The sequence below is a fragment of the Serratia sp. OLAL2 genome, from assembly GCF_002752475.1.
In the GTDB taxonomy this organism is placed as follows: Bacteria; Pseudomonadota; Gammaproteobacteria; order Enterobacterales; family Enterobacteriaceae; genus Serratia; species Serratia bockelmannii.
In genome coordinates, this window is the sequence record NZ_MSTL01000021.1 from 191039 (window position 1) to 211737 (window position 20699).

Consider the following 20699-nt stretch of genomic DNA (forward strand, 5'->3'; position numbering starts at 1 on the left):
GGCGTGAAATTAACAGGGAATCAGTCAGCGATTAATGAATACCGCCGATCCGGCTGAAACGCACGCCGGTAGGCCACTCACCTTCCTGTTTTTCAAAGCTCATCCAGATGGCCGTGGCTTTACCCACCAGATTCTTCTCCGGCACAAAGCCCCAGTAACGGCTGTCCGCGCTGTTATCGCGGTTGTCGCCCATCATGAAGTAATGCCCGGCCGGCACCACCCACTCCGCCAGCGGTTTACCCGGCTGTTGGTAGTAAGCGCCCACCCGATCCTGCGCGTCCGGCACGGTCAGGATGCGATGCGTGACGTTGCCGAGGCTTTCCTGGCGCTCACGCATGCGAATACCGCCCGACGGCACGTTATCGTTCAGCGGGATCTGATAGAAGCCGTTGCTGGCCTCGCCCATGCCGCTGCGGCTGAACAGCTGCACGAAGTCGCTCGGCTGCGCATCGGCGTAGGTCACGGCCAGCGCGGTATCGCAGGACTGCCCGCTGTTGCAGGACGGCTGCACCGTGACGCGCTTATTCACCGGATCGTAAGTAATACGGTCGCCCGGCAGGCCAATCACGCGCTTGATATAATCCAGCTTCGGATCCAGCGGATATTTAAATACCGCAATATCGCCACGCTTCGGATGGCCGGTTTCAATGAGCGTAGTCTGGGTAATCGGATCTTTAATGCCGTAGGCATATTTCTCCACCAGAATGAAATCGCCAATCAACAGCGTCGGCATCATTGATCCGGACGGGATCTGGAACGGTTCGTAAATAAACGAGCGCACCACAAAGACCAGCAGCAACACCGGGAAGACCGATGCCCCGGTCTCTACCCAGCCTGGCTGCTTCGCCACTTTCGCCAGCGTTTTATCGTCTACTGCGCCCGCGGTCTGCTCGTTGACCGCCGCAATCTTCGCGCGGCGGGCCGGCGCCCATTTAAAGCGCTCGAAGCACCAGATGATCCCGGTGACCAGGGTGGCCAACGCCAGGATCAGGGCAAACATATTCGCCATGCAAACTCCCTCGTTTCGCGAACTCGTCGCGGTTACTTGCCGTCTTTACCGACGTGCAGAATGGCCAGGAACGCTTCCTGCGGCAGCTCGACGTTGCCGACCTGCTTCATGCGCTTCTTACCGTCTTTCTGTTTCTGCAGCAGCTTTTTCTTACGGCTGACGTCACCGCCGTAGCATTTCGCCAGCACGTTTTTACGCAGCTGCTTCACGGTGGAGCGCGCGATGATGTGCGTGCCGATCGCCGCCTGAATCGCAATGTCGAACTGCTGACGCGGGATCAACTCTTTCATCTTCTCCACCAGTTCACGGCCGCGGTACTGCGAGTTGTCGCGGTGGGTGATCAGCGCCAGCGCATCCACGCGCTCGTTGTTGATCAGCACGTCCACGCGCACCATGTCGGAGGCCTGGAAACGCTTGAAGTTGTAATCCAGCGACGCATAACCGCGCGACGTGGACTTCAGGCGGTCGAAGAAGTCGAGCACCACTTCCGCCATCGGGATTTCATAGGTCAACGCCACCTGGTTGCCGTGGTAAACCATGTTGGTCTGCACGCCGCGTTTCTCAACGCACAGGGTGATGACGTTGCCCAGGTATTCCTGCGGCATCAGCATGTGACATTCGGCGATCGGCTCGCGCAGTTCCTGGATGTTGTTCAGCGGCGGCAGCTTGGACGGGCTGTCGACGTAGATCACTTCTTTGCCGGTGGTTTCCACTTCGTAGACTACCGTCGGCGCGGTGGTGATCAGATCCAGATCGTATTCACGCTCCAGACGTTCCTGAATGATCTCCATGTGCAGCAGACCGAGGAAGCCGCAGCGGAAGCCGAAGCCCAACGCGGTGGAGCTTTCCGGCTCGTAGAACAGGGACGCGTCGTTAAGGCTCAGCTTGCCCAGCGCATCACGGAAAGATTCATAGTCGTCGGAGCTGATTGGGAACAGACCGGCGTACACCTGCGGCTTCACTTTCTTGAAGCCCGGCAGCGCTTTATCCGCCGGCTGACGCGCCTGCGTCAGGGTATCGCCCACCGGCGCGCCGAGGATGTCTTTGATCGCACAGACCAGCCAGCCCACTTCGCCGCAGTTCAGCACGTCGCGATCGACCTGCTTCGGCGTGAAGATACCCAAACGATCGGCGTTATACACCTGGCCGGTGCTCATGACCTTGATCTTGTCGCCCTTGCGCAGCGTGCCGTTCTTGACGCGCACCAGAGACACGACGCCCAGGTAGTTATCGAACCAGGAGTCGATGATCAACGCCTGCAGCGGCGCATCCGGATCGCCCTGCGGCGCAGGAATGTCGCGCACCAGACGCTCCAGTACCTCAGGCACACCGACGCCGGTTTTGGCCGAGCAGCGCACCGCATCGGTAGCGTCGATGCCGACGATGTCTTCAATTTCCTGCGCGGCGCGATCCGGATCGGCGGCCGGCAGGTCGATTTTGTTCAACACCGGCACCACTTCCAGATCCATTTCAATCGCGGTGTAGCAGTTGGCCAGCGTCTGGGCTTCTACGCCCTGACCGGCGTCCACCACCAGCAGCGCGCCTTCGCAGGCCGCCAGCGAGCGGGAGACTTCATAGGAGAAGTCAACGTGGCCAGGGGTGTCGATAAAGTTAAGCTGATAGGTCTGCCCATCCAGCGCTTTATAATCCAGCGTTACGCTCTGCGCCTTGATGGTGATGCCGCGCTCGCGCTCCAGATCCATGGAATCGAGCACCTGCGCAGCCATTTCACGGTCGGACAAGCCGCCGCAGATTTGGATAATGCGGTCAGACAGCGTCGACTTACCGTGGTCAATATGGGCAATAATGGAGAAATTTCGTATATGCTTCATTATAAAAGTTTTTCTGCCTTGGTATTTCTGAATTACTCGCCTATAGAAACCCGCATGGACCTAAAGCGACAGTGAATGGGTGAGGCCGTCTTGCACCTGAATCGCTGCATTCTACATGCCACACCACTGAAAACCTAGCGATCGGTGCAGTGAAGGCATTCTATTATGCGCCGCTAAATGTTACAGGTCGCCCCGGCGGGTGAAAACAGATGTTAACGCGGACGATACAGCCTGAACCCGAGGCTTGCCGGTGCTCCGTGGCCATCAAACCCCGGTGCTAATACATAACCGGCCGCAGCGCAATAAACCCCTTCTGAAATTATCTAAAAAGAATATTTGGATCAACCTCTTAGAATTCAATTTTGCCTCACTTCCTTTAGGAAAAACCCCATATACGCCACCACCTAGCCTCGGATAGAAAGGACATGAACTCCGCGACAAAACATTATTCAGGGCACAACATCGGCAGCCCACCGGGGTTCACCAGCATATCTGCGTACGTTGATTGGAAGGTGCATTATGATCGATAAAGGGCAAATGCTGAGCCGGCACGATTTTTCGAAGGTCAACTGGGGCATTCTGGCAGCGGCGGCGCTGCTGTTTAGCGTGGGGGCTGCGCTGTTGGTGCTGCCGCTGCTGAGCAGCATTGACGAGAGCGAGGTCATCACGCTGTTGCAGGCCGGCGCGGGCACGATTTTACTCGGCTGTACGCTGCTGGCGCTGCGGCATTATCTGCGTCCGACGCTGACCTATCGCCTGTACGAGCACGGCGTGCGGGTCTTTGACGACCACCATCACAAAGAGCGTTTCATCCCGTTTGAGAAGATCGGTGATATCTATCGCTTTCGCGGCGGCAAGGCTTTTGGCGGGCTGTTTGACGTCACGGCGTTTCGCACCGGCGCAGATCAGCCCTGGTGCACGGTTTTCAGCAATATCGCCCATTCGTGGCGGTTGGCGGACGTGATCGTCGACCAACAGCTGCAACAGCGCGGGCCGCTGGCGTTGAATGCGCTCTATCAAGGGGAGACGGTGTCGTTTCACACCGTTGAGGGCGACGCGCGCTGGCTGTGGCAGCTGCTGCTCGGCAAGCGACAAGGCACGCCGACCGAAACGCTGCGGCTGAGCGCCACCTTGCTGACGACTGAACGGGGAAACGTGCCGATCGAGCAGATCCGCACCTTGGAAAACCATCCGCAGCGCGGCATCCGCTTGCTCGACGGCCAGGGAAATCTGCTGTTCGCGATTAACTACGATTCGCTGCTCAGCGCCGATCTGTTCATCGCGCTGTTGGAGCATATGATCCACAACCGCATCACCGCCTATCACAACCCGGCGATGACGCGACCGTCGGTTTAAATCAGCGGGGAGTTTTCCGCCTGCATGCGCATCGCGGTAGGCGGCAACCCAATCTGCAGCACCACCGGCTGGTAGTCGGCCTGCTCGCCCAAATGCCGGGCCAACCGGCGCGCCAGCATAAAGGCCGCCCCGCCGCCCAGTACGGCGCCGACTGCCGCCGAGGCGTCGCTGCCGAAACAATATTGCAACAACGTGCCGCCCAGCATCATGCCCAGCAGCGGCGTCAGGTAAACCAGCATGGCGGAGCGCAGCAGGCTGCCTTCCGCGATGCCGACCTCGACGCGCTGCCCCGGTTCGAGCGGCTGATCGATATGCACCTGCAGCTGATGCTCGGTTTCCGGCACCAGCTCGTTCAGCGCACGCGCGCCACAGCCGGAGCGCGCGGTGCAGCTGCCGCAGCCGGCCTTGGGTTCACAGCGCAGCAGCGCTACGCCCTGTTGCCACGAAACCACCGTGGCCCACTCTTTCATCATTACGGCGATACCTTGAAAGAAATGCTGTCGGCGATGCGCTTGGCCGTCGCCGGCGGCAATTCGCCCACAATCGTGATTTCGTTGCCCGCGCGCACTTCGGTCTGAATGGTGCGGCGCCCCTGACGGTAGTACTGCTGCCCGGCTCCGCTGCCCGCCGGGCTGACGTTGACCGAGAAGCTGAACAGGCCGTCGCTGTAGAGCCGGGATTCAACCGGCACGGCGACATTCGGCAATTTGCGGCGATTGCGCGCCACCTCGTCCACGCCGGCCGGCAACCAGCCGGTGCTCCAGCTCAGCTGGACGTTTTCCACCGCCGGCAGCGACAGCAGCGGCGGCAGGTTGGCTTTGAGCAGCCCCTGCATCGCGCCCTGCACGTCGGCGCCGACCGCGAAGGAGATCACCCGATATTGCTCCAGCGTTTCGCCGTCGCGATCGAGCAAATCCACCCGCAGCGGCAGCTTGGTGTCTTCGTCCATCCAGACGATGTAACTGTAGCGGGAACCGTCGCGCGCCACTACGCGCAGCACTTCACACGGCCGATCGGCGATGCGGGTGCTGCCCACGGAGATGAAGTCGTAATACTTGGCCAGACGAGTGAAATCGGCATAGACGATCGCCGGCAGCGCATCGACGATGTGATCGCCGGTGAGCGTGAACGGTTCCAGACCGGGTTCGAAGTAGCTGATCCCGCCGCCGCGCTGCAACACTTCGCGACGCGGGCCATCCATATGCAGCAGCTGGCCGAGCGGCACGTTGCCGATCACCGCATGGCGATAGCGCAACGACTCGATTCCCTGCTTGCTGATGCTGATGTAGGCGAGCTCGTAATTGAGAGAACGGCTGGCGCTGCTCATCTGTTGCAATAACGCCCCGGACGCAGTTGGCTGCGCCGGGGCGATGCTGGAATAGAGCAGGCTGCCCGTCAATAAACAAACGGAGAACCAGATTTGCTTCATTACTGCTGTTGCATTCCTAAAGACTGAGTTCCGGGAACCTGAATGGCAGCCTGTTGTGGGTTGCCTTGCTCAAGCTGCAGCTGATCCGAATGCAGGCGACGTTGCAGCTCATAGTCCTGCAGCATGGCGTTGATACGCTTACGCTGTTCCTGCACCTGCTGCTGTTGACCGCTGCCGGTAGAGAAACTGTCGGCAGGCACGCCCAGGCTGACCGGCGAGGCCTGGCCCATGATCGGCAGCGTGGTGAAGGCCGGCGATTCAGACGCGTTCGATGGCGCAGAAGGCTGGTTGTACTGCTGCACGCCGACGATCACCGCCAGAGACACGCAGGCCGCCATACCGATTTGCGTAATCTGGCTCGCCCAAGGACGCACTTTGTCCCAGAACGGCATTTTCTGCCAGGTGTGAGGCTGCGGCTGAGATTCCTGAACGGCGGAAGGTACCAGCCGGGCGGGTTCTTTCTCAAGTGCAGCGGCTACGCGATCGGCGATGTCGAGATGCATCACTTGTCCGACATCACCTCGCAGTGTGTCACGTATCAGGTGATAGCTCTGCCAGCTTTGTTGAAGCGTTCGATCTTGCGACAGAGAACTCAACAGCTCGCTGTCGAACGATTCACCATCCATCAGAGCGGAAAGCTTTTCTTTCTGCATGCCTAAGTACCCTTCCTGTGCCCGCCATTGCTAACGCTGGATCAGCGGTTGAACTTTATTATCGATAGCTTCCCGGGCGCGGAAAATACGCGAACGTACGGTTCCGACCGGGCAATCCATGATGGCGGCTATCTCTTCGTAGCTTAGACCATCCAACTCCCGCAAGGTAATCGCCATGCGAAGATCCTCAGGGAGAGACTCAATGGTACGGAAAACTATCTGTCTCAGCTCTTCTGACAACATTAAGTTCTCAGGGTTCGAAATTTCTTTCAGTGCGCCCGCACTTTCGTAATTTTCCGCATCGTTGGCGTCCACATCACTGGATGGCGGACGGCGCCCCTGAGCAACCAGATAATTCTTTGCCGTGTTCACGGCGATTCGATACAACCAGGTATAAAAAGCGCTGTCGCCACGGAACGATTCCAGTGCGCGATAGGCCTTGATAAACGACTCCTGCACCACATCGGGCACATCGCCCTGCGGCACATAGCGGGAAACGAGACTCGCCACCTTATGCTGATAGCGCACTACCAGTAGGTTAAACGACTTCTGATCGCCCTTTTGGACCCGCTCGACCAGAACTTGATCCGTTAACTGCTCGCTCATCCGAGGTAAACTCTCCCCAAATCCGTCTCCACGCGTAAAATTGTACTGCCAGCCATACATTATTTTCCTGAGCAAGCACTCGCTTGGAGTTCATATAGAACACGAAGTTCCATATCGCCATTGTTTTTTCTGTTGATGTCACCCTATCCGTGGCTTTTGCCCGGACAGTTAGGCTAACATGAAATTCACTCTTCTTCTGCACACATCATACGTTATGCAACCATCATCTGAACATGTTAGCGATGTACTGATCGTCGGCAGCGGCGCTGCGGGCCTGTCACTGGCGCTACGCCTGGCGCAGCATTGCAAGGTTACCGTTCTCAGCAAGGGGCCGCTCAGCGAGGGCGCCACCTTTTACGCCCAGGGCGGGATCGCCGCGGTGTTCGATGAGACGGACAGCATTGCCTCACACGTTGATGACACTTTGATTGCCGGTGCCGGCCTGTGTGACAAAGAGGCCGTCGAATTCATCGCCGGCAACGCGCGCCACTGCGTGCAGTGGCTGATCGATCAGGGCGTGCTGTTCGACACCGAGATCAACGCGCAGGGCGAGGCGCATTATCACCTCACGCGCGAAGGCGGCCACAGCCATCGCCGCATCCTGCACGCCGCGGACGCGACCGGTAAGGAAGTAGAGACCACGCTGGTGGGGAAAGCAAGCGCTCACCCCAATATTTGCGTGATGGAGCGCCGCAACGCGGTTGACCTTATCACCTCGAATAAAATCGGCCTGCCGGGCACCCGCCGAGTCGTGGGCGCTTACGTCTGGAACCGCGAGCTGGAGCGGGTGGAAACCTACCGCGCCAAAACGGTGGTGCTGGCGACCGGCGGCGCGGCCAAGGTGTATCAATACACCACCAACCCCGATATCTCCTCCGGCGACGGCATCGCCATGGCCTGGCGCGCCGGCTGCCGGGTCGCCAACCTGGAGTTCAACCAGTTCCACCCAACCTGCCTGTTCCACCCGCAGGCGCGCAACTTCCTGCTGACCGAAGCGCTGCGCGGCGAAGGTGCTTACCTGAAGCGCCCGGACGGCAGCCGCTTTATGCCGGATGTCGACCCACGCGGCGAACTGGCCCCGCGCGATATCGTCGCCCGCGCCATCGACCATGAAATGAAGCGCCTGGGCGCCGACTGCATGTACCTGGACATCAGCCACAAGCCGGCGGAGTTCATCACCCAGCACTTCCCAATGATCCACGAAAAGCTGCTGACGCTGGGCTTCGATCTGACTCGGCAACCGATCCCCATCGTCCCGGCGGCGCACTACACCTGCGGCGGCGTGATGGTCGATCAGCACGGCCGCACCGATCTCGACGGGCTGTACGCCATCGGCGAAGTCAGCTACACCGGCCTGCACGGCGCCAACCGCATGGCGTCGAATTCGCTGCTGGAGTGCCTGGTGTACGGTTGGTCGGCGGCGGAAGACATTCTGCAACGCCTGCCATTCATCCAGCAGGCCAAACAGGTGCCGCACTGGGATGAAAGCCGGGTGGATGATGCGGACGAACGGGTGGTGATCCAGCACAACTGGCACGAGCTGCGGCTGTTCATGTGGGATTACGTCGGCATCGTGCGCACCACCAAGCGGCTGGAGCGCGCCCTGCGCCGCATCAACACGCTGCAGGCGGAAATCGACGAGTACTACGCGCACTTCCGCATCTCCAACAACCTGCTGGAGCTGCGCAATCTGGTGCAGGTGGCCGAGCTTATCGTGCGCAGCGCCATGGCGCGCAAAGAGAGCCGCGGCCTGCACTACACGCTGGACTACCCGGATTTGCTGCCGGAAGCGCTGCCGACCATTTTGCAGCCTTAAACTCTGCGACAGGGCGCCTTATCGGCGCCCTTTTCTTTTCAGTAGAACAGGTAGAAGTCGGTGATCAATCGGCGGAAATCGTCGGTGTAGCTGCCATCGGCCTGTTTGATCGCCAGCGCCTGCGCCTGCAGCGGCGTTTCCCGCCGTGTCAGCGCCAGCAACACCCGGTGCAGCGGCGTATCGGCCCGGTCGCTGACGTTCACTTTCACCGCCGTATGCCAGCCGCTTTGCAGCGCCAGGCGTTCGAATTCGGCGCCAACGTCGTGCGGCAGCACCACGCAGAACGTCCCCTGTTCCGCCAGCAGCTGCGCCGCGCAGGCCAACAGCGCGCCGTGCGTCAGGGTTTCGGTGTAGCGCGCGTTGTGGCGCGCCTGGTCGCGGCAGGCCACCGCCGGCTCGAAATACGGCGGATTACTGACGATCAGATCATACTCAGCGGCATGCCGCTGCGCATAATGATGAATATCCTGCGCATGCACGCGGATGCGCTGTGGCCACGGCGATTCCGCCGCGTTTTCGCGCGCCTGGCCGGCGGCGGCTTCATCCAGTTCCACCGCGTCGATGGTCACTTCGTCGCCGCTGCGCTGCGCCAGCATCAACGCGATCAGCCCGCTGCCGCAGCCGATGTCCAGCACCCGGCGCGCCTGCCCCAGCGGTGCCCAGGCGCCGAGCAGCACCCCGTCGGTGCCCACTTTCATGGCGCAACGATCGTGGGCGACAAAGAATTGTTTAAAGGTAAAACCCCCGCGGCGCGGGGTAAAATCGGCTTTCGATCGCTTGCTCACACTCACCACCTGGCTATAAAACTGGCGTAGCATAAGGCAATCTGATCGGCGGGAAAAGAGCGGCTTTCCGCTTAAATAGGTGAAGATCGCGGCCAACCCGTCTATAATCGGCGCCCCAAGTAGAGGTAGACCATGACAGCAACCACTTTTTCCGAACTCGAACTCGATGATCGCCTGATCGACGCGCTGCGCGACAAAGGCTACGATCGCCCCACCGCCATTCAGGCCGCAGCGATCCCGCCGGCGATGGACGGGCGCGACGTCTTAGGTTCGGCTCCGACCGGCACCGGCAAAACCGCCGCCTTCCTGCTGCCCGTTTTGCAGCACCTGCTGGACTTTCCACGCAAAAAATCCGGCCCGCCGCGCGTGCTGATCTTGACGCCAACGCGTGAACTGGCGATGCAGGTCGCCGACCAGGCGCGTGAATTGGCTGCTCATACCTCGCTGGATATCGCCACCATCACCGGCGGCGTCGCTTACATGAACCACGCGGAAGTGTTCAGCGAAAACCAGGACGTGGTGGTCGCCACCACCGGCCGCTTGCTGCAATACATTAAAGAAGAGAACTTCGACTGCCGCGCGGTGGAAACCCTGATCCTCGACGAAGCCGACCGCATGCTCGACATGGGCTTCGCGCAGGACATCGAAACCATCTCCGCCGAAACCCGCTGGCGCAACCAGACGCTGCTGTTCTCCGCCACGCTGGAAGGCGAAGCGATCCGCGAATTCGCCGAACGCATCCTGAAAGAGCCGGTGGAAGTGGAGGCCGATCCGTCGCGCCGCGAACGCAAAAAGATCCTGCAGTGGTACTACCGCGCCGATGACGTGCAGCACAAAACCGCGCTGCTAATCCACCTGCTGCAGCAGCCAGACGTGCAGAAATCGGTGATCTTCGTGCGCAAGCGCGAGCGCGTGCATGAGCTGGCCACCTGGCTGCGCGAAGCGGGCATCAACACCTGCTATCTCGAAGGCGAAATGGTGCAGGCCAAACGCAACGAGGCGGTCAAACGCATGATGGATGGCCGGGTTAACGTGCTGGTGGCCACCGACGTTGCCGCACGTGGCCTGGATATCCTCGATATCACCCACGTGTTCAACTTCGACATGCCGCGCACGGCGGATACCTACCTGCACCGCATCGGGCGTACCGGCCGCGCCGGGCGCAAAGGCACCGCCATTTCGCTGGTGGAAGCGCACGACCATCTGCTGCTGGGCAAAGTGGGCCGTTACCTGAACGAGCCGCTGAAAGCGCGCGTGATCGACGAACTGCGGCCGAAAACCAAGGTGCCGAACGAGAAGAGCAACGGTAAACCGTCGAAGAAAGTGCTGGCCAAGCGCGCGGAAGACAAGGCGAAGAACAAAGAAAAGGCCAAGGTGAAAGTGCGCCATCGCGACGCCAAAAACGTCGGCAAACGCCGTCAGGCGAAGGCCAAACCGGCCGGCGACGCGGAATAACCACCGCTGCCTAAGAAAAAACCGCCTGTACAGGCGGTTTTTTTATGGGCGTTTACTGCTGCGCGTAGTGCGTGGCCAGACGGTGCCCCTGCAGCCATTTATCCAGTTCGCGGAACTGCGCCTTCAGCTCGTCATTCTGCAAATGCGCCGGCGTTTGCGAGAAGTAAAACTGGAACACGACGCCCTGCTGGTTGCGTGCCCGGGCATCGGCCCCGGCCTGCAACAGCAGCAGCGCCAGGTGCGGCGCGTTAATCTTCGCCGCCAGATGCAGCGGAGTATCCCCCAGCCGATCGCTCAAGGTGGTGTCCGCTCCGGCCGCCAGCAACAGCCGCAGTTGCTCTTCGCGCCCGGCCAGCACCGCCGCCGCAAGCGGCGTGGCGCCGGTAACGGCATTACGCACGTTCACCTGTGCCCCTTCGGCCAGCAACAGCCGCAGGTACTGCGCATCTTGCAACATCGCCGCGGTGTGCAACGCGCTGTTGCCGTCCAGCCCCGCTGCCGCCGGGTCTGCCCCGAGCGCCAGCAACGCCTGCACGCTACCCGGCTGCTGCGAAAGCACCGCCCACTGCAACAGCGTGACCTGCCGATCGCCCCGTTCGCGCAAGCGATCCTGCGTGGCCTGCGCACGGATACCCTGCGTATCGCCACGCGCCACCGCCTGAGCCAGCGCCAGATTGCTGCGGCCGTCAAACGGCGAAATCTCCTGCCCCATCTGTTGCTCCTTAGCCATCATCAGTAAACCGGTCACCGCGACCAGCGCCAGTAAGGCTATCGCCAGCGCCCGCCGCAAGCGACGCCCTTCAGGCATTGGCCTTCGCCTCCCACGGCTTTTGTTCCGCCATCGAGCTTATCACCTTGTCGATGCCGTGCGCCGTCAGGCTGCGATCCAGATGCTTGCTCGGCCGCCAGTCATCGATGCCGGTCAGGGTATCGTTGTTGGCCAAGGTGATGTTATGGCCGATGGCGTCCGGGATCAGCGAAGTCGACTCCTGGGTGCTGGTCAGCATGTCATATTGCTCGCTGTAGCGGCGAATGCCGCCGGCTTCGGCATCTTTCTTCGCCGCCGCCGGATCGATACCCAGGCGATTCAGGGTGTAATCCGAAACCCCAGCCGCGTTGAAGGTGACCGCGACGGTACCGGTCGCCAGCGCAGCCGTGGCCGCCAGGCCACCGCCAAGCGAATGACCGGCGATCACCAGCGCATCGCCAAAGGCCGCCTTGGCGCTTTTGGCAGCGGCAACCGCCTGATTGTACTGCACATCGTCATAGCCCGTCGCCTGCCGCACGTTGCTCAGCCAGTCGCGCCAGTCGTTGGTGCCGGCGAACGCCAACACATACTGCTTGTCGTTGCTGTAAACCCCGGCCTGGAAACCGCTGCCCGCGTCGTGCAGGCTGGCGGGATCGATGCCAAAACCGAGCAGCGCGCTGTCGCTCAGGCGGTTGAACCCGGCAGCGCCCTGGCCGTTCAGTGAATAAACGTCCTTGGCCAACAGCGCCAACGCATAATCACCTTCCTGCGATTGTTGCCCCCGTGTCACGCCCGGCGCTGCCGCCGCCGTCGGGGCCGCCGCGGAGATATCGCCGACCAGCGTATTCAACAGGTTCTGCGCATTGAGCGTGTTCTGAGAAGGGGTGGCCACCGGCGCTGGATTTGCCGGCGCTGCCGCAGGCTGCGCCGCCGTCGCCGTCTCGGCAGCGGCGCGAGGTGTAGGGATCGCGGCCACCGGGGATACTGCAGAGGTAAAACTTAAAGGCATACTCATGCCGACTCCTTGTCGATAGACTTTTTATTGAGCACCTGAATAGGTGCTGATTTAGCTATCGGCAGGTCGGATGAGTTCTGTATTAGAAATGCTTATCTTTGTACAGAATGTGATCCGCGTTCGGTTTTCGGCCACCAAACGCAGAAAAGGGAGCCGAAGCTCCCTGATTGACTGCGCCGCAAATTACAGGCTTTCGGTAAAGGTGCGGGCGATAACGTCGCGCTGCTGTTCCGGCGTCAGAGAGTTGAAGCGTACCGCATAACCGGACACGCGGATGGTCAGCTGCGGGTATTTTTCCGGGTGCTTGACCGCGTCTTCCAGGGTTTCGCGACGCAGCACGTTGACGTTCAGGTGCTGACCGCCTTCCACGCGCACGGTCGGCTGCATTTCCAGCGGCACTTCACGGTATTCGATCTGGCCCAGGTCGCTCACTGCGACAACCTGATCTTCCGCGTAGTTGGCCTTGGCGCACACGCAGCGAGCTTCCGCTTTTTCATCATCCAGCAGCCAGAAAGAATTCACCAGCGCCTGGTCGTTCGCTTTGGTAATTTGAATACCGGTAATCATTATGTTGCCTCCGTACAAGGGCGTAAAAATTCACGTCGTGAGAAAACCCAATTCTGGTTTCGGCCATTTGGTAAAACCATTGTTGTCTTGTTGTTCTGTATACCAGCCTGACCGGGCCAGTTCCTTGATTAAAGTCAATTTTTACCGGGTAGGCACAGGGCATGAAGGGGCAAATTTATGTTTTATATCAATTTTCCCACTGCGGCAAAAACCAATTATTTTTGTAAATTTTCAAAAATAATTGCATTACGCGTGACAGTGAGAAATGAAAAGCGGGTTTCGCTGCGCGTGCCGAAACGGTAAGCTATAGCCCATGAATTGCTAAAGAAAACAAAGGAGAGCGTTTATGGCCACCTCCCTCACCTGGCATGACGTGATCGGCAAAGAGAAAGAGCAGCCCTATTTTGTTGAAACGCTCGCCTTTGTTGCCGCTGAGCGCCAGGCCGGTAAGACCATTTATCCACCGCAGAAGGACGTGTTCAACGCTTTCCGCTATACCGAGCTGGCGGACGTCAAGGTCGTCATCCTCGGCCAGGATCCGTATCACGGCCCCAATCAGGCGCACGGCCTCTCTTTCTCGGTGCGCCCCGGCGTGCCGGCGCCGCCGTCGCTGGTGAACATGTATAAAGAGCTGGCGACCGACATTCCCGGCTTCGAACGTCCGGATCACGGCTACCTGCAAAGCTGGGCCGAACAGGGGGTGCTGCTGCTCAACACCGTGCTGACGGTGGAAGGCGGCCGCGCGCACTCGCACGCCAACCTGGGCTGGGAAACCTTTACCGATAAGGTGATTGCCGCCCTGAACGAGAACCGCGAAGGCGTGGTGTTCCTGCTGTGGGGCTCGCACGCGCAGAAGAAAGGCAACTTTATCGACCGCAACCGCCACCATGTGCTGAAAGCGCCGCACCCGTCACCGCTCTCCGCGCACCGCGGTTTCCTCGGCTGCCGCCACTTCTCGCAGGCCAATCAGCTGCTGGAGCAGCAAGGGCTCACGCCGATCGACTGGATGCCGCGCCTGCCGCAGACGTAGTCCAAAGACAAAAAAGGCACCCTCGGGTGCCTTTCTTTATGCCGTTGCCGGGGCGATTACGCCTTGGCTTTAGAGACCGCGACCATCGCCGGACGCAGCAGGCGGCCGTTCAGCGTATAGCCTTTCTGCATCACCATCATCACGTGGTTCGGCTGGTGATCGGCGGATTCCATCATGCTCATCGCCTGATGCACTTCCGGGTTGAACGGCACGTTGACGTCGCCGACGATTTCGATGCCGTACTTGCGCACCACGTCCAGCAGCGATTTCAGCGTCAGCTCGATGCCTTCGATCATCGCGGCCAGTTCCGGATTGTTTTTATCCGCCAGATCCAGCGCGCGCTCCAGGTTGTCGATCACCGGCAGCAGATCGCCGGAGAATTTCTCCAGGGCGAACTTGTGCGCTTTCTCGACGTCCAGTTCGGCGCGGCGACGGATGTTCTCCGCTTCCGCTTTGGCGCGCAGCAGGCTGTCGCGCTCGTGCTGCTGAGCTTCCGCCAGTTGGGCTTCCAGTTCGGCGATACGCGCATCGCGCAGATCGACGCCTTCCGCCGCTTCCGGCAGCGTATCCTCGTGATGAGCGTGTTGTTCCATTTCTTCCGAGACTTGCTCGTTTGGCGTCTTCTGTTCTTTACTACTCATGAATATCTCCGCGTTTTAGCATTAATCTCGCAACTTGGCTTATTATGGGGATCAAAACCGGGGTTTCAAGTCAACCGGTCACAATGTGGGGCATAAACGGGTCCCGGTGAGGAAAATCACAACAAATGAATAAAAAATTCGCCTGTATTGGCATTGTTGGCCACCCGCGTCACCCTTCAGCGCTGGCAACCCACGAGATGCTGTTCCACTGGCTGGTGGCCCGCGGCTATTCGGTGATGGTCGAACGCCAAATCGCCCATGATTTGGGGCTGAAAGACGCCGTGACCGGCAGCCTGGCGGATATCGGCCAGCGGGCCGATCTGGCGGTGGTGGTTGGCGGCGACGGCAACATGCTCGGCGCCGCGCGCGTGCTGGCGCGCTACGACATCAAGGTGATCGGGGTCAACCGCGGCAACCTCGGCTTCCTCACCGATCTCGATCCCGACAACGCCCTGCAGCAGCTGGCGGACGTGCTGGAAGGCGAATACATCGACGAACAGCGTTTCCTGCTGGAAACCATCGTGCATAAAGAGCACCAGCAGTGCCGCATCAGCACCGCCATCAACGAAGTGGTGCTGCACCCTGGCAAAGTGGCACACATGATCGAATTCGAGGTGTACATCGACGATCGCTTCGCCTTCTCGCAGCGCTCCGACGGCCTGATCATCGCCACGCCGACCGGCTCCACCGCCTACTCGCTCTCTGCCGGTGGGCCGATCCTCACCCCGTCGCTGGAGGCGATCGCGCTGGTGCCGATGTTCCCGCACACCCTTTCCGCCCGGCCGCTGGTGATCAACGGCGACAGCACCATCCGCCTGAAGTTTTCGCAGATCGGCAGCGATCTGGAGATCAGCTGCGACAGCCAGATCGCGCTGCCTATCCAGGAAGGCGAAGAAGTGCTGATCCGCCGCAGCGATTTCCACCTGAATTTGATTCACCCGAAGGACTACAGCTATTTCAACACGTTAAGCACCAAGCTGGGCTGGTCGAAAAAATTGTTCTAAAATCTGCGCCGGCCACTTTACTGTATATAAAACCAGTTTATACTGTATGAAATTACAGTTATGTGTTTATACACAGGAAGGTTCCCATGCTGGCGCAATTAACCATCAGCAACTTTGCTATCGTTCGTGAGTTGGAAATCGATTTTCAACCGGGTATGACGGCGATCACCGGTGAAACCGGCGCCGGCAAATCCATCGCCATCGATGCGCTGGGGCTGTGCCTCGGCAACCGCGCCGACGGCAACGTGGTGCGCCTGGGAGCCGCCCGCGCCGACCTCTGCGCCCGCTTCTCGCTGGCGGACACCCCGTCTGCGCGCGAGTGGCTGGAACAGAACCAGCTGGACGACAGCAACGAATGCCTGCTGCGCCGGGTGATCAACGCCGACGGCCGTTCGCGCGGCTTTATCAACGGCACCGCCGTGCCGCTGTCGCAGCTGCGCGAACTGGGGCAACGCCTGATCCAAATCCACGGCCAACACGCCCATCAGCTGCTGCTCAAGCCGGAGCACCAAAAAGCGCTGCTCGACGCCTACGCCGACGAACCCGCCCTGCTGGCGGCGATGAGCCAGGCCTACCAACGATGGCACCAGAGCTGCCGCGAGCTGGCGCATCATCAGCAGCAGTCCATCGAGCGCGAAGCGCGCAAGCAGTTGCTGCAATACCAGTTGAAAGAGCTGAACGAATTCGCGCCGCAGGCCGGCGAGTTCGAGCAGACTGACGCCGAGTACAAGCGCCTGGCCAACAGCGGCCAGCTGCTGACCCTCAGCCAGCAGACGCTGCATCTGCTCGCCGACAGCGACGAGAACAACATGCTCAGCCAGCTCTACAGCGCCAAGCACCTGCTGCTTGAACTGGCCGGGCTGGACGACAAGCTCGGCGGCCTGCTGGACATGCTGGAAGAGGCTTCTATCCAGATCAGCGAAGCCAGCGACGAGCTGCGCCACTACGCCGATCGCATGGATCTCGATCCCAACCGCCTGCACGAGCTGGAACAGCGCCTGTCGCGCCAAATCAGCCTGGCGCGCAAACATCAGGTCACGCCGGAAGAGCTGCCGCAGCTGCATCAGCAGTTGCTGGATGAACAGCAGCTGCTTTCACAGCAGGAAAGCGACCATGAACATCTGAACGAGGCGGTCACCCTGCATCACCAGCAGGCGCTGGCGCTGGCGGAGCAGCTGCATCAGAAACGCCTGCACTACGCCGCCGAGCTGACCACGCTCATTACCGACAGCATGCAGGCGCTCTCCATGCCGCACGGCAAGTTCCACATCGACGTGCGTTTCGAACCGCAGCATCTGAGCGCCGAAGGGGCCAGCCGCACCGAGTTCTGCGTCTCCACCAACCCGGGGCAGCCGCTGCAGCCGCTGGCGAAGGTCGCCTCCGGCGGTGAGCTGTCGCGCATCGCGCTGGCCATTCAGGTGATCACCGCCCGCAAGATGGAAACCCCGGCGCTGATCTTCGATGAGGTGGACGTGGGCATCAGCGGCCCGACCGCCGCCATCGTCGGCCGTCTGCTGCGCCAGCTCGGCGAATCCACCCAGGTGATGTGCGTCACTCACCTGCCGCAGGTGGCCGGATGCGGGCATCAGCATCTGTTCGTCAGCAAACAGACCGACGGCACGGTCACCGAAACCCAGATGGCGCCGCTGGATAAACGCGCCCGGCTGCAGGAGCTGGCACGCCTGCTCGGCGGCAGCGAAGTCACCCGCAATACGTTGGCGAACGCCAAAGAACTGCTGGCGGCATAAAAAAGCTCAACTTTTTCACTTTCCTGCGGTCTGACAGTGACGCTGTTGACCCGAAAGATATCTAAAGTGCGGCGCGGCGGTGATCTTAAGCCCCCTCAACGGCCTGAAACAGGCCAAGCGCTTGAGGTGCTGAAAGAAAGCCAACGCGTCGCAACGTGAAAGATGAAGGGTATAAAGGTTTCCAACTGCCGCAAGGTCTATTATCATCGGCATCCTATGCCCTAAAGGAATGTGATTACTATGCGCTGTAAAACGCTGACTGCCGCCGCTGTAGTTCTTGTGATGCTGACTGCAGGCTGTTCTACTTTTGAAAAGGTGGTTTATCGTCCTGACATCAACCAGGGGAACTACCTGACGTCGACCGACGTGGCGAAAATTCAGAAAGGGATGACCCAACAACAGGTCGCTTACACATTGGGCACCCCAATGCTGCAAGACCCGTTCGGAACTCAGACGTGGTTCTATGTGTTCCGCCAGCAGCCTGGCCATGAAGACATCACCCAGCAGACGTTGACGCTGACCTTCGACAGCGCAGGCGTGTTGACCGATATCCAAAACAAACCGGCGCTGACCAAGTAATCGGCGCCGCCCGCTCTTCCGGCCCATGAGGGGGCATGGTGTTCCTCATGACAGTCGCAGGCTGCAACGCGGAAGAGAAAATCGGTTCCAGATAAAAAATAAGGCGCTATAAGCGCCTTATTTTTTTGCCTTTTCTGCCCGTTGCCGGCGCAGCTCTTTTGGATCGGCGAGCAACGGCCGGTAGATCTCCACCCGGTCGCCGTCGTTCAGCGTATCGCCCAGCTTGGCCGGGCGGCTGTAGATGCCGATTTTGTTGCTCTTGAGATCGATATCCTGTCGCAGCTCCAGCAGGCCGGAAGCTTGGATCGCCTGCTCGACGCTGCTACCCTCGGCCAGCTTCACCTTGCGCAGGTACTGACGCTCCGGCAAGGCGTACACCACCTCGACCTGGATATCAGACACTGTAGACCTCTTTCGCCCGCTGGGTGAATGCCTGCACCATGTTGCCCGCCAGCTCTTTGAACACCTTGCCGAACGCCAGCTCAATCAGTTTGTTGGTGAACTCGAAGTCCAGGTGCAGCTCCACCTTGCAGGCCTCTTCGCTCAGCGGCGTGAAGTGCCAGCCGCCCATCAGCTTGCGGAACGGGCCATCGACCAGTTGCATATTGATGCTCTGGTTATCCAGCAGCGTATTGCGGGTGGTGAAAGTCTTGCTGATACCGGCCTTGGCGACGTCCACCGCGGCGGTCATTTCGTTGGAGGTAGCGTTAAGCACCCGGCTGCCGGTGCAGCCTGGCAGAAAATCGGGGTAAGAATGAACATCGTTAACCAACTGATACATCTGCTCGGCGCTGAACGGCACTAATGCAGACCGACTGATCTGGGGCATATCATTTCCTGTAAGACATAAAACGTACAGATAATACCATTTATCTGGCGGCAAACAAAAAATCTGCTAAGGGATGAGGGCACCAAAAATGCGAAAAATTGCGCAGGTGCTGAACGGGAAAGGATTTCTTTCGCTGAAGCATCCAGTATAATGAACGCACTATGACAAAGAAAAAAGCACACAAACCCGGTTCCGCCACCATTGCCCAAAACAAGCGCGCGCGTTTCGAATACTTCATTGAAGAAGAGTTCGAGGCGGGCCTGTCGCTGCAAGGGTGGGAAGTTAAATCGCTGCGTGCAGGCAAAGCCAACCTCAGCGACAGCTACGTGACGTTCCGTGACGGTGAAGCCTACCTGTTTGGCGCCACCATCACCCCGCTCAACGTGGCTTCGTCGCATGTGGTGTGCGATCCGACGCGTACCCGTAAACTGCTGCTGAACCGACGCGAGCTGGACACCCTGCTCGGCCGCGTCAACCGCGACGGTTACACCGTGGTGGCCTTGTCCCTGTATTGGAAAAATGCCTGGAGCAAGATCAAGATCGGCGTAGCCAAAGGCAAGAAAGAGCACGACAAACGCGATGACATCAAAGATCGCGAATGGCAGACGGCGAAAGCCCGTATCATGAAGCACGCCAATCGTTAAGCCGCTGGCTTATCGAGGTAAACTTCTGGTATACTGCACAAAGTTACTTGGGGCTGATTCTGGATTCGACGGGATTTGCGAAGCCCTAGGAGCATGCCGAGGGGCGGTTGGCCTCGTAAAAAGCCGCAAAAAAATAGTCGCAAACGACGAAAACTACGCTTTAGCAGCTTAATACCCTGCTTAGAGCCCTCTCTCCCTAGCCTCCGCTCTTAGGACGGGGATCAAGAGAGGTCAAACCCAAAAGAGATCGCGTGGACGTCCTGCCTGGGGCTGAAGCGTTAAACTCAATCAGGCTAGTCTGTCAGTAGCGTGTCCATCCGCAGCTGGCCGGCGAATGTAAAGATTGGACTAAGCATGTAGTGCCGACGGTGTAGTAATTTCGGACGGGGGTTCAAATCCCCCCAGCTCCACCAAATACGTCGCCAGTGAACCAGATAGACCCGGCGATAATAGCGAAAAAGCCCGCAACTTCGGTTGCGGGCTTTTTTGTGTCTGTTCGTCACCAACGTGTCAAAGCGAGTTCCAGTCCGGCAGCCTGTTCGCCTTTTTCCGCCTGTAGTGGAAAAGCGCCATAAAAAAGCCAAACAACAGGCCGGCGGCGAGGCTTAATGTCAGGGCCTCTTCACCGGTATATCCCTGATTTTTCCATACCATGAACCACATCAGCACGCCCCACAGCGGGCCAAACCAAATGCCGAAGAACAGCATATTCAGCCAGAAAGGCGCAAACGGCGGCGGTGGCATATTCACATCCATTCGCCACAGCAGGCGCAAGATTGGCGGCGCATAGTTGCTCCGCCACATCTTCTTTTCCTCCATCAGCGCTATCGCCTTGTCCCTTCGTTGTTCAAACGTCATCGTTCGCTTCCTTTCAGTGGAAATTGCCTATCCGGTGAGATGATACGTGCTTAAGCCCCATTACCAAATATCCGGCATGCCCGCAGGCATGCCGG

General features: G+C 59.5%; 22 protein-coding genes and 1 other RNA gene. 9 read left to right on the forward strand and 14 right to left on the reverse strand.

All coding sequences use genetic code 11. The features are described 5' to 3' along the window. Positions 1–31: 31 nt before the first annotated feature. Together lepB and lepA are read right to left on the reverse strand one after the other, a co-directional pair. The gene (lepB, locus tag BVU99_RS24145; protein WP_015378805.1) at positions 32–1009 is read right to left on the reverse strand and encodes a signal peptidase I; all 978 of its coding nucleotides are present in this window, start codon (positions 1007–1009) and stop codon (positions 32–34) included. Positions 1010–1041: 32 nt separating this feature from the next. Continuing rightward, a complete protein-coding gene (lepA, locus tag BVU99_RS24150; RefSeq protein ID WP_025303945.1) occupies positions 1042–2841 on the reverse strand; it encodes a translation elongation factor 4 in 1800 nt (599 codons plus the stop codon). A 519-nt stretch (positions 2842–3360) separates the two neighbouring features. On the opposite strand from lepA, the gene BVU99_RS24155 reads away from it, so the two are divergent. Further along, positions 3361–4197: a hypothetical protein gene (locus BVU99_RS24155; RefSeq protein ID WP_025303946.1), complete on the forward strand. Its 837-nt coding sequence runs from the start codon at positions 3361–3363 to the stop codon at positions 4195–4197. On the opposite strand, the gene rseC is transcribed toward BVU99_RS24155, so the two are convergent. Genes rseC through rpoE form a run of 4 tightly spaced genes read right to left on the reverse strand, consistent with a single transcriptional unit; the run spans position 4194 to position 6885 of the window. Next, positions 4194–4670: a SoxR-reducing system protein RseC gene (gene rseC, locus BVU99_RS24160; protein ID WP_049209570.1), complete on the reverse strand. Its 477-nt coding sequence runs from the start codon at positions 4668–4670 to the stop codon at positions 4194–4196. The two genes, BVU99_RS24155 and rseC, sit on opposite strands and share 4 nt — an antisense overlap. Next, complete coding sequence (gene rseB, locus BVU99_RS24165; RefSeq protein ID WP_025303948.1) at positions 4670–5626, reverse strand: sigma-E factor regulatory protein RseB; 957 nt, start codon at positions 5624–5626, stop codon at positions 4670–4672. Before rseB ends, rseC begins: the two co-directional genes overlap by 1 nt. Beyond that, positions 5626–6279: an anti-sigma-E factor RseA gene (gene rseA / locus BVU99_RS24170; RefSeq protein ID WP_016929795.1), complete on the reverse strand. Its 654-nt coding sequence runs from the start codon at positions 6277–6279 to the stop codon at positions 5626–5628. The genes rseB and rseA overlap by 1 nt, the downstream gene beginning before the upstream one ends. Before the next feature lie 30 nt (positions 6280–6309). Beyond that, positions 6310–6885 carry an RNA polymerase sigma factor RpoE gene (gene rpoE, locus BVU99_RS24175; RefSeq protein WP_004929136.1) on the reverse strand — a complete coding sequence of 192 codons (576 nt, stop codon included), beginning with the start codon at positions 6883–6885 and terminating at the stop codon, positions 6310–6312. 214 nt (positions 6886–7099) lie between these two features. On the opposite strand from rpoE, the gene nadB reads away from it, so the two are divergent. Then, positions 7100–8701, forward strand: coding sequence for an L-aspartate oxidase (nadB, locus tag BVU99_RS24180; RefSeq protein WP_197791360.1), 1602 nt, complete (start codon positions 7100–7102; stop codon positions 8699–8701). A gap of 38 nt (positions 8702–8739) precedes the next feature. Here the strand turns inward: nadB and BVU99_RS24185 are convergent, their stop codons facing one another. Further along, on the reverse strand, positions 8740–9519 hold the full coding sequence (locus BVU99_RS24185) for a methyltransferase (protein ID WP_025303950.1): 780 nt from the start codon (positions 9517–9519) through the stop codon (positions 8740–8742). 99 nt (positions 9520–9618) lie between these two features. On the opposite strand from BVU99_RS24185, the gene srmB reads away from it, so the two are divergent. Next, a complete protein-coding gene (srmB, locus tag BVU99_RS24190; RefSeq protein WP_025303951.1) occupies positions 9619–10941 on the forward strand; it encodes an ATP-dependent RNA helicase SrmB in 1323 nt (440 codons plus the stop codon). A 52-nt stretch (positions 10942–10993) separates the two neighbouring features. On the opposite strand, the gene BVU99_RS24195 is transcribed toward srmB, so the two are convergent. The 3 genes from BVU99_RS24195 to grcA all read right to left on the reverse strand — a co-directional run bounded on the left by BVU99_RS24195 (position 10994) and on the right by grcA (position 13271). After that, on the reverse strand, positions 10994–11749 hold the full coding sequence (locus tag BVU99_RS24195) for an ankyrin repeat domain-containing protein (RefSeq protein ID WP_049209574.1): 756 nt from the start codon (positions 11747–11749) through the stop codon (positions 10994–10996). After that, positions 11742–12704 carry a DUF2974 domain-containing protein gene (locus BVU99_RS24200; protein WP_025303953.1) on the reverse strand — a complete coding sequence of 321 codons (963 nt, stop codon included), beginning with the start codon at positions 12702–12704 and terminating at the stop codon, positions 11742–11744. The genes BVU99_RS24195 and BVU99_RS24200 overlap by 8 nt, the downstream gene beginning before the upstream one ends. Positions 12705–12887: 183 nt before the next feature. After that, positions 12888–13271, reverse strand: coding sequence for an autonomous glycyl radical cofactor GrcA (grcA, locus tag BVU99_RS24205; protein ID WP_004929114.1), 384 nt, complete (start codon positions 13269–13271; stop codon positions 12888–12890). A gap of 346 nt (positions 13272–13617) precedes the next feature. On the opposite strand from grcA, the gene ung reads away from it, so the two are divergent. Then, entirely contained in the window at positions 13618–14301 is a 684-nt protein-coding gene (gene ung / locus BVU99_RS24210) for a uracil-DNA glycosylase (RefSeq protein ID WP_099816866.1), read from the forward strand. 56 nt (positions 14302–14357) lie between these two features. Here the strand turns inward: ung and grpE are convergent, their stop codons facing one another. After that, complete coding sequence (grpE, locus tag BVU99_RS24215) at positions 14358–14942, reverse strand: nucleotide exchange factor GrpE (protein ID WP_025159545.1); 585 nt, start codon at positions 14940–14942, stop codon at positions 14358–14360. A 125-nt stretch (positions 14943–15067) separates the two neighbouring features. On the opposite strand from grpE, the gene nadK reads away from it, so the two are divergent. The 3 genes from nadK to bamE all read left to right on the forward strand — a co-directional run bounded on the left by nadK (position 15068) and on the right by bamE (position 18273). After that, positions 15068–15946: an NAD(+) kinase gene (gene nadK / locus BVU99_RS24220; protein ID WP_019452304.1), complete on the forward strand. Its 879-nt coding sequence runs from the start codon at positions 15068–15070 to the stop codon at positions 15944–15946. Between the two features lie 86 nt (positions 15947–16032). Next, positions 16033–17694: a DNA repair protein RecN gene (recN, locus tag BVU99_RS24225; RefSeq protein WP_099816867.1), complete on the forward strand. Its 1662-nt coding sequence runs from the start codon at positions 16033–16035 to the stop codon at positions 17692–17694. A gap of 240 nt (positions 17695–17934) precedes the next feature. After that, positions 17935–18273 carry an outer membrane protein assembly factor BamE gene (gene bamE / locus BVU99_RS24230; RefSeq protein WP_004929101.1) on the forward strand — a complete coding sequence of 113 codons (339 nt, stop codon included), beginning with the start codon at positions 17935–17937 and terminating at the stop codon, positions 18271–18273. 117 nt (positions 18274–18390) lie between these two features. Here bamE and BVU99_RS24235 read toward each other — a convergent pair whose 3' ends face one another. Both BVU99_RS24235 and BVU99_RS24240 read right to left on the reverse strand, forming a co-directional pair. Continuing rightward, positions 18391–18675, reverse strand: a complete 285-nt coding sequence (locus tag BVU99_RS24235; RefSeq protein WP_039568596.1) for an RnfH family protein — start codon at positions 18673–18675, stop codon at positions 18391–18393. Continuing rightward, positions 18668–19102, reverse strand: a complete 435-nt coding sequence (locus tag BVU99_RS24240; protein ID WP_197811334.1) for a type II toxin-antitoxin system RatA family toxin — start codon at positions 19100–19102, stop codon at positions 18668–18670. The genes BVU99_RS24235 and BVU99_RS24240 overlap by 8 nt, the downstream gene beginning before the upstream one ends. Positions 19103–19263: 161 nt before the next feature. Between BVU99_RS24240 and smpB the strand changes: the two genes are divergently transcribed. Further along, positions 19264–19746, forward strand: a complete 483-nt coding sequence (smpB, locus tag BVU99_RS24245; protein ID WP_016929804.1) for an SsrA-binding protein SmpB — start codon at positions 19264–19266, stop codon at positions 19744–19746. Between the two features lie 49 nt (positions 19747–19795). Beyond that, positions 19796–20159, forward strand: a transfer-messenger RNA (tmRNA) gene (gene ssrA / locus BVU99_RS24250). Positions 20160–20256: 97 nt separating this feature from the next. Here the strand turns inward: ssrA and BVU99_RS24255 are convergent. Then, positions 20257–20604, reverse strand: a complete 348-nt coding sequence (locus BVU99_RS24255; protein WP_043138333.1) for a DUF6404 family protein — start codon at positions 20602–20604, stop codon at positions 20257–20259. Positions 20605–20699 lie beyond the last annotated feature (95 nt).